We start from the raw sequence: 15,113 nt of genomic DNA on the forward strand, positions 1-15,113 counted from the left end.
CTCGGATCCACGAGGGGGGCCGTTTTGCATCCACGGCATCGTGACGGCGGCATGCCGGCCGCGCGCCGTGCGCCGTATGCCGCGCACCCGTCACACGGCTGGCATGATGATCAGCAGACGCAGATCCTCGGTATGCCGGTTCCAGTCGGATAGCACGTCGTAACTGTGCCGCCCGTCGGCGATGCAGTGGTCGGAATATGCGTTGGCGCCGTCGCACGACAACCGTCTCAACGCGGCAGCGAGACGCGCGACCGGTTTGCCGGCGACGGCTGCGCTGCCGCCGCCGCTGCCGCGGCCGGCCAACGATTGCGCGGCCTGAACCAGCATGTCGGAGACGTCACCAATCGCCACTGTCTCGTCGATGAGCTCAGACGACGTGCTCTGCAACGGCGATCTGGGGTTCATGCCGGCGATGCCGTATACCGGCGAGAACTTCGGAACCGACGCCGACTTCGAACCGGATGCCGTGCCCGCCGCCGAAGACGAGCCGCTGCCGCTGGCGTTGCCATCCTTGCCGTCGCCGCTATCCTTGTTGCCGCCCTTGCCGTCGCTCTTGGCAGCGCCGCCGAGCATGCCCAGGCCGCTGGCGTTGCCCATCACATCGCCGATACTCATGCCTGACTGCGAGTCGTCATCGGTCTTGCCACTGGCCAACGCCTGCGCCTTGCGCTCGGCCTCCTCACGCTCCTGCCTGCTGACGGCGGCCAGCCGCTTGCGCTCGGCCTTCGCCGCCATCGACGTCGTGTCGGAACCGGCCCAGCCGTAACGCACCCGGTCCGCAGCCGCATCGCCACCTTGCGCATCGCCGGTGGAGGCGGTGCTGGTCAGTGCGCCGGCGAACTGTATGCTGATCTGCTGCAATGCGTTCGCCGCGCCCGTATGTTCGGATGCCGCCGCCAAGGCGTCCATCGCCGACTGCACTTTCTGATTGTCGTCCTGAAGGTCGGCGCTGGTGGAGAACTCCTCGTTGGCGGCGTCAATCGCCTGTTGCTGATACCGCGCGGCTCCCGCCGACGTGCCTCCGGTCAGCTCGCTCAGATGCTTGGTGTACACGTCGGTGTAGGCCATCGAATAGGGGATCATCGCGTTGGACAGCTGGCTCTGCCCGGCCTTGTACGCCGTCGCGCCCTCGGTGGACTCCTGGGCCATGGTCTGGCTGATCTCATCGGCGAGTCCCGACGTGCCGCGCTGACGGATGCGCTGAATCAGGTCGTCTATGGCATGTACTGCGCCGTCGTGCTCATGCGCGGCACTGACCGCGTTGACCGCGTTGGCGAGGTCGGTGACCGCCTGCGCCATCGGGGTGTCGCCGGTCAGTTCGCCGGCTGTGCCGATCAGCGCCTGCATCTGCGTGGATGAGCCGATGCTGCCGGACAGATGGGTCGTGTACGACCCCACGTAATGCGCCATATACGACGAGAACGCAGCCTTGTGCGCTGCGGTTTTCTCCTTGATCGCCTTCTCGCCGAGCTTCTGCTCGCGATCGCGCATGGCGGTCAGCTGTTCGATTAGTTTGCGGTCCGACGCGGAACCGGTGACGACCAGCGTGTTGACCAGTGCGTCAGCACGGTCGGAGACAGCCGTGACCTCGTCGACGAACGACGCCGTGTCATCGGCCTGCACGGTCACGAACGCCAGTTGGCTCATCGAGAAGTTCTTCGCGTTCATATAGCAGTCGAACACCGTGCGTTTGCCGGGCTCCCCGACGCCGCTGACAAGCATGTCGGATCCTTGCATCGTCAGCGTCATGCCGTCTCCGACGGTGATATCGTCGGAGACGGAAGACGGTACGGTGAACGCCACCACGGGAATGCTGTTCTCCGCGTAGCCGTTGGACACGGCCGCATTGGGCTCCACGGTGATACGGATATCGACCAGTCCGCTGGCACCGGCGATCTGGGACGGCTTCACCTGCGGGCCGTTCAGGCCGTAGGCGATGCTGACCGACCACGGCAACACGCGTTGCCCGGCCTTCACCCGCTCCTGTGTGGTCTTGCCGGTTTCCACAGCCTTGTATTCCGCCGCGAGCATGGAACCGTCACCGCTGTTGCCGGCCACGTAGTCGACGATGTCGCCGCCGCGGGAGACCGTGAACTGGTTGGTGACGTACAGGCGTCCCGGAACCCCGTCCGAGTTGGCGAGAGACATGACATTCTGCGTCTTGGAATACCCGGCATCTCCTTCGGCCGGATTGGCACCGGCCGTGACCGGCCCGCCCGCCGAAGGGGCCAGAGTCAGGGCCAGCGTGGCGGCAGCCGCCAGGCTTCGCGTCATCACCCCGGTCATATGCGCCATCGTCGCTCCCCCTTTCATTCATCATCACGCGGCCCGCATGCCGAATACAGGCATGCATATGCACGCCACCGACGATGCGGGCAGAGCGGCAAATCTCCGCCGATCAGGCGAACACGTCGAGCACGCCGGGATCCCCTCCCGCGTCGGCGATGCGCTGATGCCGCTTCTTGGCCTCGGCCACCACGAATTCCCGGTACATTTCCGCGATGTCGGGATCGAGCCCGGCGTCGATGGCGATGCGGTGCAGCCGTTCGATCTGGTAGTCCTCGCGCTTGTAATCCGCCGGCGCGAATCCGGCCCGCGCCTTGAGTACACCCACCTGGGACGTGTACTTGAACCGCTCCGCGAGCAAGGAGACGATGGCCGTGTCCACATTGTCGATGGACTGCCTGAGCGCCTTGATCTTGGCCACGGTGACCGCGGTCTGCGGATCATGCCGTGCGGTGTCGGCGTCGATGACGGTTTCGGATCCGCCGCCTCCCACCTCGCGGGATGACGGCTTCGCCCAATCGCTGTTCTCGGGTTCACTCATACTGCCTACCATAGCGCGTGGGCCGAACCCGGGCCGTCGGCTATTCCTCAACGATGGAACGATATGGTCAATGCCGGCCGGGATGTCTAACGCCTACGGCGAATGGCATCCGTCAGAAATACGTCTGCAGGATCACCGTGCTTTCGGTGCTGACCGGCACCGTCCGATGGATGCGGTTCAGCAGCTCCTCCAGTTTGCTGGGTGACGACACGCGAACCACCAGCATGAAGCTGGGCGCGCCGGCTATGGAGTAGCAGGACACCACGCCTTCCAGCTCATGCAGCTTGCCGGGGATATCGGCCTCCTGCGAGTAGTCCAGCGGCGTGACGGACACGAACGCGCTGATCGGCAGACCGCGCAGCTCAAAGTCGAGCACCGCGCGATACCCCTTGATGATTCCTCGCTTCTCCAGCTTCTGCACGCGGGACTGCACCGCGGACACCGACAGGCCGGACAGCCGGGACAGCTGAGCCAGCGTGGCCCGCCCGTCCTCCTCCAACGCATCGAGGATGGACTCGTCCGTGGCGTCGAGCATGGCGGAGCCCTCCGGCCTGATCTCCACCTTGCGCGATGCCGCGTCCGGTTCCTCGTCATTGCGCGTATTCGCCTGTGCCATCACGTCCTCCCGGGTCATACGGTTCGCCGCAACCTGCATGTGGAGCGGTTCCGGCGCGAACTTGTCTGATGACAGCTTATCGCGATGTCAATCCAGTATTACTCCATTGATTTCTTACTGTTATTTACGAATTATATAGTAATAATTACTGTTTTTCAATGTACTACTGTATATTTTATATTCTTGTTCATGATTGAAAGGTGACACCATGTCCATGCCCGCACTTTCGCAGCACTCGCTCAGCGTCCCCCGTTCCGGCATCCGGGACGTATTCGACCGGGTCGAGCACGTGCCTGACGCAATCTCGCTGTGCGTGGGCGAACCCAGCGCCACCGCGGCGCCGCATATCGTGGAAGCCGCATGCCGATCGATCCGCGAAGGACACACCACATACACGAACGTGCTCGGCATCGAGCCGTTCCGCGAGGCCGTGGCGGCATACTCCGAAAAGGTGAAGGGGCTGCGCTACGACGTCGACACCGAGATACAGGCGGTCGACGGCGCGACCATCGGTCTGTTCCTGGCGATGAAGGCGCTGCTTGACGCCGGCGACGAAGTGATCCTTCCGTCGCCGTACTTCACCTCGTACGATGCGGAGGCCCTGATGTGCGGCGGAGTGCCGGTGCCCGTCGCGCTCAAACCGGAACACCAGATGCGGCTGAACGCCGACGATATCGAAGCAGCAATCACGCCGCGCACGAAGGCTGTTCTTCTCAACTCCCCCGGCAACCCGTCCGGAGCCGTCACGCCGCTATCCGAGCTGGAGCGCATCGCCGACGTCTGCATCCGGCATGACATCTGGGTGATCTCCGACGAGGTGTATCACCCGTTCGTCTTCGACGGCTCCGCGTCAATCGCGCCCTCCATCGCCGCCATCGACGGCATGCACGAGCGCACGGTCGTCGTCGAAAGCCTGTCCAAGACCTTCGCCATGACCGGCTGGCGTATCGGCTACCTGCTCGGCCCCGAGCCGCTGATTGAACAGACCAGCAAGCTCGCCGAGCTGATGCACTCATCGGTCAACTCGACGGCGCAATATGCCGCCGTGGCCGCGTTGACCGGCCCGCAGGAGCATGTCACGGCCATGCGCGAGGAATACTGCGCCAAGCGGCAGATCGTGCTGGACGAGCTCGACGGCTGCACCGCGCTGCGCCTGATCGAGCCGCAGGGCGCGTTCTACGCGTTCGTGGACGTGCGAGCCTGCGGCATGGATTGCGACAGGTTCAGCCGTATGCTGCTGGACGAGGAGCACGTCGCCGTGGTGCCGGGAACGGCCTTCGGCAGTGAGGGGGCCGGATTCGTGAGGCTTTCCTACGCCGGGGACGGGCGTGAGCTGCGCGAGGGCGTGCGACGGATGCGCGTGTTCGCCGAACGTCACGTCAACCCCGCGCTGGGCCGCCATACGCCCGGATACCATCATCTGCAGATCATGGCCTGAAAGCAGGCCGGATATAGACGGGAGCCCCGCTTCAATGCCGAAGTGGGGCTCCTCTCGTTCAGGCCGTCGTGCCGGAGCCCGGCAGACGGCAGCCGGATCAGTTGCCGTTGACCGGGTTGCTGTTGCTCTGCTGGATAATGGCGGCGAGGAAATCGCGGTTCGTCGCGGTCTTCTTCAGGCGCGGCACCAGCGTCTGGTATGCCTGCTCGGGCTCCATGCCGCCGAGCAGACGGCGCAGACGATAGATAATCGGCAGTTCCTGCGGCGAGGTGATGAGCTCTTCGCGGCGGGTGTCGGAGGCGTTCACGTCGATGGCCGGGAACAGGCGCTTGTCGGCCAGCTCGCGGCTCAGACGCAGTTCCATGTTGCCGGTGCCCTTGAACTCCTCGAAGATCACCTCGTCCATCTTGGAGCCGGTCTCCACCAGCGCGGAGGAGATGATGGTCAGCGAGCCGCCGTTTTCGATGTTGCGGGCGGCGCCGAAGAACTTCTTCGGCGGGTAGAGCGCCTGGGCGTCCACGCCACCGGACAGGATGCGGCCGGAGGCCGGCGCAGCGATGTTGTAGGCGCGGGCGAGACGGGTCATCGAGTCAAGCAACACCACCACGTCCTGACCGAGCTCCACGAGTCGCTTGGCGCGCTCGATGGCGAGCTCGGCGACGGTGGTGTGGTCGGAGGCCGGGCGGTCGAAGGTCGAGGAGATGACCTCGCCGGCCACGGTGCGCTCCATGTCGGTGACTTCTTCGGGGCGTTCGTCCACCAGCACGACCATCAGGTGCACTTCGGGGTTGTTCGTGGTGATCGCGTTGGCGATGTTCTGCAGCGTGATCGTCTTGCCGGCCTTCGGCGGGGAGACGATCAGGCCGCGCTGGCCCTTGCCGATCGGGGAAACGATGTCCATGATGCGGCCGGTGAGCTTGTTCGGCGTGGTCTCCTGCTTGAGGCGCTCCTGCGGGTACAGCGGGGTGAGCTTGGCGAACTGCGGGCGGTTGGCCGCCTCTTCGACGCTCATGCCGTTGATGGTGTCGACGGACTGCAGCGGCACGAACTTCTGGCGCTGGTTGCGGCGGTCGCCCTCGCGCGGCGCGCGGATGGATCCGGTCACGGCGTCGCCCTTACGCAGGCCGTACTTCTTGACCTGACCCATCGAGATGTACACGTCATTCGGGCCGGGCAGGTAGCCGGAAGTGCGCACGAAGGCGTAGGAGTCGAGCACGTCGACGATGCCGGCGACCGGCACGAGATCGTCGCCACCGTTGTCCTGATGGTCGGAGATGCGCACTTCGCGGGTGTCGCGATCATCGTAGTCGCGGCCGCCACGGTCGCGGCCGCGCATGCGGCGCTGGCGACGGTCGTTACCGCGGTCGCCACGGTCATTGCGATCGCCGCCGCGGTCGCCGCGATCGGTGCGGTCATTGCGGTCGGAACGGTCAGCGCGGTCGCTACGGTTGCGGCGGGTGAATTCGCGCTCGTCGTCATCGCGATTATCACGGTCATCACGGGTGCCGCGGACGGCGTCCGCATTGGCGTTCTGCACCGGAAGCGTGGCGAGAATATCGTCGAGGTCGCGGACGGTGTCGTTCTGCTGGTCGCGCTCGCGTGGTTCGATGGCACGGCGACGACGACGCATCATGCCGGAATCAGCCGCATCATCGCGATGACGCGGCTGATCGTCCGCCGGCGCGATGTCAAGTTCATCAAACAGATCGGCAGCCACCTGGCCCGCCTTTGCATCGTCGCGGGTGCGACGGCGAGGAGCCGCGGCGCGGTCGTCCTTGCTGTCGGATTCGGCGGCCTTCTGGCGGGAGATACGCGGCGTGCGGGTCGAGGCTGCATCGGGCTCGGGCAGAGACGCGACCAGTCCAGCCACCGCGTCATCCGCCGCTGACGCCGGCGCACTGCCCTTGGGCTCCGCCTTGAGAGCCTGTTCCGGAGTCTGCGCGGCCTGTGCAGCGGGCTGCGTCTGCTGGGTCGGCTTGCTTGCGGCGCCCTTCACCGGTCGCACGGTAACGCCCGCCGGCGCCTCGCCGCCTGATCGTGCAGCCTGCAGGGTGGCGACCAATTCCGGCTTGCGCATCGTCGACGTACCGCGCAGACCCATTTGCTTGGCGAGCTCCTTGAGCTCGATCAGCTTCATACCTTCAAGATTCTGGCTAGTTGCCACTCGTTTGCCTTTCCTTAGCAGACCGTATTGCACCGGTCCCTGCACTAAGAATGATTGCGGTCTTGCCGCTTTGAACGCCCGACGCACTCCATGCGTTTCGGACTTTCCATACTGTATAACGGGCTGGAGACCAATGCAAAAACGGACGCCGAGTCGCAGACATAAACAAATGCCCCCGCTAGCGGGGGCGATATCTGGTGTGGGTTACTTTTGTTCGTGGTAGGACTTATCCGTGTTCACGGACCACACGTTCTGCTTCGAGGTCTTGCCGGATTTGATGTTGGCGACGGCCTCGATGGCGGTGGCCATGGAGTGGTCCATGTTGTTGTAGCGGTGCTGGCCGTTGCGGCCGACGCAGTAAAGGTTGCCGAAGGAGTCGAGGTATTCGATGAGTTCGGACATCTGGGCATAGGTGTCGAAGTAGGCGGGATACGCCTTCTTGACACGTTCGCGATGGGAGTCGAGGACATCCTGCGGGCCGTTGATGACATGCATGCGGGTCAGTTCGGAAATGGCGAACTTGGTGGCCTCGGCGTCGGTCATGTTCCAGAAATCGTCACCCTCGTTGCAGAAGTATTCGAGGCCGATCCAGACGGTATCGTCGACATCCTTGACGAGGTAGGGGCTCCAGTTGTTGAAGATCTGGAGACGACCGACCTTGTAACCGGGATCCTGCACGTAGATCCAGCAATCGGGCACGATGGGCGGGTTGCCGAGCGTGGGGATGTCGGTGGTGTTCTTGAGGCGCATGTGCTTGACGAGCAGTCCGACGGTGACGAAATCACGGTAGGGCAGGCCGTTTGCGATGTGGGTCATGTCCTGCGGGACAGGCGCCGAAGACGCTTCGGCGTCATCGTCATGAGACGCCGCGTCGATGGCGTTGACGAGGTCCTTGACGGGCATGGACGAGATGAACTGGTCGGCGTGCAGTTCGGTGCGCTTGCCGTCCGAGGACTCGTAGACCACGGATTCGATACGGCCCTGTGCCTGACGAATCTCGACGACCTTGGCATCGGTGATGACGGTGGCACCGGCGTCGACGCACCGGCGTTCCACGGTCTCCCAGAGCTGGCCGGGGCCGAGCTTGGGGTACCAGAACTCCTCGATGAGCGACGTTTCGACCTCACCCTTGCGCTTCTTGGGGCTGAGCTTGCGGAAGGCGTTCTTGAGAACGCCGAGGATGCTGAGGCCCTTGACGCGCTGGGCACCCCAATCGGCGGAGATCTGCGAGGGATGACGCCCCCACAGCTTCTCGGTGTAGCCCTCGAAGAACATGGAGTAGAGCTTGCGGCCGAACCGGTTGATGTAGAAGTTCTCCAGACTGGTCTCCGGCAGCTTATGGAACATGGACTTGAGGTAGCTGAAACCCGCGACCATGGTGAGCTTGAAGCCCATCGCCTTGAAGGTGTTGACGGACAGGGAGATCGGGTAGTCGAAGAACCGGCGGTTCCAGTAGATGCGGGAGACGCGGTGGCGCTTGAGCATCACCTGGTCGGTGGTTTCGGGGTCGGGACCGCCCGGCTCCATGTCGTGCTCACGGCCGAGTTTCTTGTCGTCATAGCTGGGGGCGCCCTGCAGCGGCAGCACGTCCTTCCACCAGTCCATGATCCGGTCGTCCTTGGAGAAGAAGCGGTGACCGCCGATATCCATGCGGTTGCCGTTGTGCTTGACGGTACGCGAGATGCCTCCGAACTCCTGCGTTTCTTCGAGTACGGTCACATCGTATGTGTCGGAGCCGCCGTTGTTGACGAACTCCCATGCTGCGGTCAGGCCAGCCGGGCCGCCGCCGATGATCACCACGGATTGCTTCTGCGTCACGTGAGGTCTCCTTATCGCTGAATCAGAGACAGTATATATGAACCGCTGGAAACGCACGCCGATTTTGTTGTTCTGCTTACAAAATCCTTCCGTCGCCATACACGAGAAGCCGCGTATCGCAACGAAAACGAGAGCGGGAAACGGCGACGTGCCGGTTTGGGGCGCACACGGCACCGGCAGATGACGGCGGACGGCCGACCGCAGTCGGCCTGTAATCAGCCGGTCCGACCGTCAGCGCCTCAATTCATATCGTCGGGGATGTCGATATCGGTTTTCTGCACTTCCTCGACATTCACGTCCTTGAACGTGACGATGCGCACGTTCTTGACGAAACGCGACGACCGGTACACATCCCACACCCATGCGTCGGTGAGCTGCACGTCGAAATACACGTCCTGACCGGCGGAACGCACATTGAAATCGACCTTGTTCGCCAGATAAAAACGCCGTTCGGTCTCCACCACGTAGGTGAACAGCTTGATGACGTCGCGATACTCCTTGTACAGGGCGAGTTCCGCGTCGGTTTCGTAATTGTCAAGATCCTCGGCACTCATTCGTCATCCTCCATATCACGTTTACGGCCACGTCCGAGGATACGCCACCAAGCTTCCTTCGAAGGTTTGCGTTCGCCCTGCCCATACGGCCAGGTGCTTTCCTCGCCCGGCGCGGCCAATTCATCGTCATTGTGCGCTTCCGGCACTCGGGCTGCGGCGACTTTCTCGATTCGGGGCGCCTGTTCGGCATCCGCACTCTCCTCGACCGCGGCGGGCTCCGGCGCGGGCTCGGCCTGCGCGGCGATGTTCTTCCTGATGGCGATCGAGTGCTCACGGGCGCTCATCGCCTCCTGCACACCGGGATTGTCCTCAATCACGTGCATGCCGAACGCGTCGAGAGAGCGGATGGGATCATACTCGTCCACCAGCGTGTCCATGACAATCAGATCCTGGTATTTGTTGTTCTCCGCATCCCACAGAGCGTCGCGCGAGGCGCCGGACGGCTCGAAGCCGAGCGACTGGTAGACGGAGCACGAACGCGAGTTCTGCTCGGGCACCGCCACCCAGATGCGGTGCATGCCCAGGCCGGCCGGTTCTGGCGCGAAACCGTACGTCATGACTCGCGGCATCAGGTCGCGCGAGTAGCCGCGCCCGCGGTAGTCACGGCCCAGCACCACCTGAATGCGGGCGGAGCGCGACCAGCCATCGATGTCGATCAGGAAAATCATGCCGATGACGTTGTCTGTCGACTGCGCGTCGATTTCGCCGTCCTCGTCATGGTCGGCGTCGGTCAGTACCGCCCATGCGATGGTGCGGCGGGACTCCGGATCGCCTACGCCCGACTCGTCGGGCTTCTGCCCGTTCGCCCACGCCACCGAGCGTCTCACCCACGTGTGTACGACGGCGCGTTCCGCCTGAGCGTCCTTGCCGGTGATCTTGGAGGCGCCATAGTAGGCGTCCAGCTCATCCATGCGCGGCAGGTCGTCGACGCTGGCCGGGCGCAGGTGCACCATCTCCCCCTTGATCGGCGGTATGGTGATCTGCGAGGGCAGCTCACGGGATACGTCCTGATCGAGCGGTAATGCGGCATTTTCAGACATTCGTTATTCCTCAACTGACGCTGGTAGAAGTCGGTACAGAAGATATCCTACCCGACTGACCGTTTGCTGTGAAGGAGTTGCCCACGTGTCTGCCGGCCGTGGGAGCGCCTGCGGCATGACGAACGGCCCTCGACACGCGGTTCAGCACCGCGGCCAAGAGCCGTTCTTCAAACCGGAATTTCAGGGTCTCGGGATTCCGGCGAACCCGTGGGGCGTCAGCCCTTGATCTTGCCCATCACGACCTTGGTGACAGCCTTCGCGTCGGCCTGGCCGCGCGTGGCCTTCATCACGGCTCCGATGATGACACCCATCGGCTTCATGTTGCCGCTCTTGAGCTTCTCGACGACATCCGGGTTGGCCTCGAACGCCGCGTCGACGGCCGCCTCGATGGCGCCGTTGTCCTCGACGATCTTGTAGCCGTGCTTCCTGACGACCTCATCCGGGGTGCCTTCGCCCTTGAGCACGCCTTCGACGGTCTGCTTGGCGAGCTTGTCGTTGAGCTTGCCGTCGGCGATGAGCTTCTCGACCTCGGCGACGTCGGCCGGGGTGATTGGCAGCTCTTCGAGCGAGACGCCCTTGGCGTTGGCCTCGCGGCTCAGCTCGCCCAGCCACCACTTGCGGGCACCGGCGGCCTTGGCGCCGGCCTTGACGGTCTCCTCGATCAGGTCGAGCGCGTCGGCGTTGAGGATGTCGCGCATCTGCAGGTCGCTCAGGCCCCATTCGGCCTTGAGACGGTTGCGGCGCTCGCGCGGCATCTCCGGCATCTGGGCCTTCATCTCCTCGATGTGCTCCTTGGTGATGTGGAGCATGACGAGGTCGGGATCCGGGAAGTAGCGGTAGTCGTCGGCGTCGGACTTGAGACGGCCGCCGGCGGTGGTCTGCGTGGCCTCATCCCAGTGGCGGGTCTCCTGCAGGATCTCCTTGCCGTCGTCCAGACGCGCCGCCTGACGGCGGATCTCGTACTGGATGGTTTTCTCGATGCCACGGAACGAGTTCACGTTCTTGGTCTCCGAACGGGTGCCGTACGGGGCGTCGGCGGAGGGGCGCAACGAGACGTTCACGTCGGCGCGCATGTTGCCCTGCTCCATGCGGGCGTGGCTGATGTTCAGCGCACGCACGATGTCGCGGATAGCGCGCATGTAAGCGCCGGCGATCTCCGGAGCGCGGTCGCCCGCACCCTCGATCGGCTTGGTGACGATCTCGATCAGCGGCACGCCGGCACGGTTGTAGTCGACCAGCGAATGGTCGGCGCCTTCGATGCGGCCGTCGGCACCGCCCACGTGGGTGTTCTTACCGGCGTCGTCCTCGATGTGGGCGCGCTCGATCGGCACGCGGAACACGGTGCCGTCCTCAAGCTCGACATCCAGGTAGCCGTTGCCGTTGGTGGGCTTGTCGTACTGCGAGATCTGGTAGTCGCGCGGCATGTCCGGGTAGAAGTAGTTCTTGCGGGCGAACTGGCTCCACTCTGCGATCTCGCAGTGCAGGGCCAGACCCAGCTTGATCGCGTAGTCGACCGCGGTCTTGTTGATGACCGGCAGGGAGCCGGGCAGACCGAGGGAGACCGGGGTCAGCTGCGTGTTCGGCTCGCCGCCGAACTCGATGTGGGCCGGGCAGAACAGCTTGGTGTTCGTGGACAGCTCCACGTGCGTTTCCAGACCGAAGACCACGTCGTATTTCTTGGTGGCATCGGCGTACTTCATCAGTTTTTCAGCCATGATGTTTGTTTTCCTTCCGATGCGTCACTTGTTCAGGCCGTCGAACCACGGGGTCTTCAGGGACTGCCAGATCGGGCCGCCCCAGCTTTCCTCAAGTGCGGCTTCGAGCGCGGCGGCGGGCTTGTACATGACCTCGTCGCGCTGCTGCGGAGCGATGAACTGGAATCCGACAGGCAGGCCGTCGTCGGACAGGCCGGCCGGAATCGACATGGCCGGGACACCGGCGAGGTTCGCCGGAATCGTGGCGATGTCGTTCATGTACATGGCCAGCGGGTCGTTCATCTTCTCGCCGAACTTGAACGCGGTGGACGGGCTGGTCGGGGAGACCAGCACGTCGGCCTTCTCGAAGGCGTTGTGGAAGTCCTGGATGATGAGCGTGCGCACCTTCTGCGCGGAACCGTACCAGGCGTCGTAGTAGCCGGCGGACAGCGCGTAGGTGCCGAGGATGATGCGGCGCTTGACCTCGTCGCCGAAGCCGGTTTCACGGGTGTAGGCCATCATGTTGGCGGCGGTCTGCGGTACACCGGTCGGCGGCATCACGCGCAGGCCGTAGCGCATGCCGTCGTAGCGGGCCAGGTTGGAGCTGACCTCGGACGGCATGATGATGTAGTACGCGCCCAGCGAGTACTCGAAGTGCGGGCAGGAGACCTCGACGACCTCGGCGCCCATCTCTTCGAGCTTCTTGACGGCCTCGTTGAAGCGGGCCTCGACGCCGGGCTGGTAGCCGTCGCCGCCGAGTTCCTTGATCAGGCCGACCTTGAGTCCCTTAAGGTCGCGCTTGAGGCCCTCGCGGGCCGCAGCGGCCATCGGACGCGGGCCTTCGGGAATCGACGTCGAATCACGCTTGTCGTGACCGCCGATGATCTCCTGCAGCAGCGCGGAGTCGAGCACGGTGCGGGAGACCGGGCCGATCTGGTCGAGCGAGGAGGCCATGGCGATGGCGCCGAAACGGCTCACGCCGCCGTAGGTGGGCTTGACGCCCACGGTGCCGGTCAGGGCGCCGGGCTGGCGGATCGAGCCACCGGTGTCGGTGCCGAGGGCGATCGGGGCTTCGAATGCCGCGACCGCGGAAGCGGAGCCACCACCGGAGCCACCGGGCACACGCTCGGTGTCCCACGGGTTGTGCGTGGTCTGGTAGGCGGAGTGCTCGGTCGAGGAGCCCTGCGCGAATTCGTCGAGGTTGGTCTTGCCGAGCAGCGGCATGCCGGCGGCCTTGAGCTTCTCGATGACGGTGGCGTCGTACGGCGGCACCCAGCCTTCGAGGATCTTCGAGGCGGCGGTGGTCTCGATGCCCTTGGTGACGATCATATCCTTGATGGCAATCGGCACGCCGGCCAGTTCGGGCAGCGCGGCCTTGTCGTCGGCGCTCTTGGCGTCGAAGGCGTCGGCCTGGTCGAGCGCCTGATCGGCGGAGACCTTCAGGAACGCCTTGATGGACGGTTCGGCGGCGTCGATGACGGCGAGGTGGGCCTCGACCAGTTCGCGGCTGGAGACCTCACCGGCCTTGACCTTGGCGGCCATTTCGGCCGCGGACAGCTTGACGAGTTCAGTGGTGTCGCTCATCGTCACTCCTCACTTCCCAGAATGCGCGGCGCGACGAACATGCCGGCTTCGGTCTTCGGGCCTCCGGCAAGCGCCTCTTCCTGCGTCAGCGGCGTTTCGGCGACGTCGGGGCGCAGGTACGCCTCCAGCGGGACGGGGTTGGCGGTCGGCGGCACGTCATCGCCGGCGACCTCCTGCACCTTGTTGATGGAATCCGCGATGACGTTCAGCTCACCCTGCAGACGGGTGATCTCCTCATCGGTGAGCGCGATACGGGCGAGATCGCCCAGGTGCTCGATTTCTTCACGTGTGAATGTAGGCATGGCCTTAACTATATGAGCCGTATGTGACACGCACCATTACATTCTCACGATGTTGCGCGGTGTCCGGCGGCCCTGCGGCAGCGGCCATATCGCGCGGCTGTGCCCGAGCGCGCGACGATATGGCCGAATGGGTGTCATTTGATGTCGGATTTCTTGAACACCAGCAGGCCGATCAATGGAATCCTCCACTCGTCGGCAGCCAGCGGCGTGACCTCGTGGCTGAGGAACACCAGTCTCGCCACGCCGAGCGACGGCACGGGCTGAGGCTACGGCGGGATATGAGGCTGCGCCATCGCGGCACCTCCTGCGTGTTCGGCTGAGTGTAGGTTGCGGCAGGCTCGCCGTATTGGGCCGGCACCTGCCCCGGTATCGCGCGGGTCTCGTACTGCGCCTGCGCGAACGCCCGCGCAGTCGGCTCCAATGCGGCACCTTCAATGCGGAACACCCGGCCTTGCTGCGGGTCGTTGGCATTGCGGGGCACCTCGCGGACGGTGACCTGCGGCGCGGTTTCGAACACCGCGTGCAGTTTGTCGGGTTCCGGCGTCGCGACACGGATCGAATGGGTGGAATGCTCTGCGACGAACGCCGCGACCGTCGTGGTCTCCAGAATGCGGCCGCGACCGATGATGACGAGATCGTCAGCGGTCAATGCGACCTCGCTCATCAGGCGCGAACTCAACAGCACCGCACGGCCCTGCCCGGCGAGAACGCTCCTGCATTGCGCTTTTCCACGCTCGCAAGGCCGGTGAATTCGATGACCTCATCGACGCGGGATCGCGGTATGCCGTTGGTAAGGGCGAGGCCACGCAGATGGGTGTAGGCGGACCGACCCTTATGCGCGGATTTGGCGTCGAGAACCGCTCCTACGGCGGTCATCGGCGATGGTGTCTTGACGAACGGCACTCCGTCAACCAGCGCACGGCCCGCATTGGGGGTGGCCAAGCCGAGGGCGGCCCGCATCGTCGTGGACTTCCCGGCGCCGTTCGACCCAAGGAAACCGGTCACCTTGTCGTCTTCGGCGGTGAAACTGGCATTATCAAGCACGGTCTTACGCCCGAAGCGTTTGGTAAGGCCTC

The 15,113-nt window shown here is 64.2% G+C and carries 11 protein-coding genes and 1 pseudogene; 1 reads left to right on the top strand and 11 read right to left on the bottom strand.

What is annotated here, in order from left to right; all coding sequences use genetic code 11:
* Positions 1 to 90 precede the first annotated feature (90 nt).
* The 3 genes from BBBF_RS08310 to BBBF_RS08320 form a co-directional block, all read right to left on the bottom strand.
* Positions 91 to 2,295, bottom strand: coding sequence for a hypothetical protein (locus tag BBBF_RS08310; RefSeq protein WP_033509782.1), 2,205 nt, complete (start codon positions 2,293 to 2,295; stop codon positions 91 to 93).
* Between the two features lie 103 nt (positions 2,296 to 2,398).
* Entirely contained in the window at positions 2,399 to 2,827 is a 429-nt protein-coding gene (locus BBBF_RS08315) for a chorismate mutase (protein WP_003814292.1), read from the bottom strand.
* Between the two features lie 112 nt (positions 2,828 to 2,939).
* Positions 2,940 to 3,362: an Lrp/AsnC family transcriptional regulator gene (locus BBBF_RS08320; RefSeq protein WP_003814289.1), complete on the bottom strand. Its 423-nt coding sequence runs from the start codon at positions 3,360 to 3,362 to the stop codon at positions 2,940 to 2,942.
* A gap of 289 nt (positions 3,363 to 3,651) precedes the next feature.
* Between BBBF_RS08320 and BBBF_RS08325 the strand changes: the two genes are divergently transcribed.
* Positions 3,652 to 4,881, top strand: coding sequence for a pyridoxal phosphate-dependent aminotransferase (locus tag BBBF_RS08325; RefSeq protein ID WP_014760684.1), 1,230 nt, complete (start codon positions 3,652 to 3,654; stop codon positions 4,879 to 4,881).
* Positions 4,882 to 4,978: 97 nt separating this feature from the next.
* Here BBBF_RS08325 and rho read toward each other — a convergent pair whose 3' ends face one another.
* From rho to BBBF_RS10650, 8 genes and pseudogenes are all read right to left on the bottom strand, one after another.
* A complete protein-coding gene (rho, locus tag BBBF_RS08330) occupies positions 4,979 to 7,045 on the bottom strand; it encodes a transcription termination factor Rho (RefSeq protein WP_033509780.1) in 2,067 nt (688 codons plus the stop codon).
* A 204-nt stretch (positions 7,046 to 7,249) separates the two neighbouring features.
* Positions 7,250 to 8,863 (bottom strand): NAD(P)/FAD-dependent oxidoreductase, encoded by a 1,614-nt coding sequence (locus tag BBBF_RS08335; protein ID WP_033509778.1) that lies wholly within the window; start codon positions 8,861 to 8,863, stop codon positions 7,250 to 7,252.
* Positions 8,864 to 9,102: 239 nt separating this feature from the next.
* Complete coding sequence (locus BBBF_RS08340; protein ID WP_003814280.1) at positions 9,103 to 9,417, bottom strand: DUF2469 domain-containing protein; 315 nt, start codon at positions 9,415 to 9,417, stop codon at positions 9,103 to 9,105.
* The gene (locus BBBF_RS08345; RefSeq protein ID WP_003814279.1) at positions 9,414 to 10,457 is read right to left on the bottom strand and encodes a GNAT family N-acetyltransferase; all 1,044 of its coding nucleotides are present in this window, start codon (positions 10,455 to 10,457) and stop codon (positions 9,414 to 9,416) included. Before BBBF_RS08345 ends, BBBF_RS08340 begins: the two co-directional genes overlap by 4 nt.
* A 215-nt stretch (positions 10,458 to 10,672) precedes the next feature.
* Positions 10,673 to 12,172 carry an Asp-tRNA(Asn)/Glu-tRNA(Gln) amidotransferase subunit GatB gene (gatB, locus tag BBBF_RS08350; RefSeq protein WP_003814278.1) on the bottom strand — a complete coding sequence of 500 codons (1,500 nt, stop codon included), beginning with the start codon at positions 12,170 to 12,172 and terminating at the stop codon, positions 10,673 to 10,675.
* Between the two features lie 24 nt (positions 12,173 to 12,196).
* Positions 12,197 to 13,735 (bottom strand): Asp-tRNA(Asn)/Glu-tRNA(Gln) amidotransferase subunit GatA, encoded by a 1,539-nt coding sequence (gene gatA / locus BBBF_RS08355; RefSeq protein ID WP_003814276.1) that lies wholly within the window; start codon positions 13,733 to 13,735, stop codon positions 12,197 to 12,199.
* 2 nt (positions 13,736 to 13,737) lie between these two features.
* A complete protein-coding gene (gene gatC, locus BBBF_RS08360; RefSeq protein WP_003815962.1) occupies positions 13,738 to 14,037 on the bottom strand; it encodes an Asp-tRNA(Asn)/Glu-tRNA(Gln) amidotransferase subunit GatC in 300 nt (99 codons plus the stop codon).
* Between the two features lie 172 nt (positions 14,038 to 14,209).
* Positions 14,210 to 15,081: pseudogene (locus BBBF_RS10650) on the bottom strand (ATP-binding cassette domain-containing protein).
* Positions 15,082 to 15,113: the final 32 nt, after the last annotated feature.

It is taken from the genome of Bifidobacterium bifidum ATCC 29521 = JCM 1255 = DSM 20456 (assembly GCF_001025135.1).
Lineage (GTDB): Bacteria > Actinomycetota > Actinomycetes > Actinomycetales > Bifidobacteriaceae > Bifidobacterium > Bifidobacterium bifidum.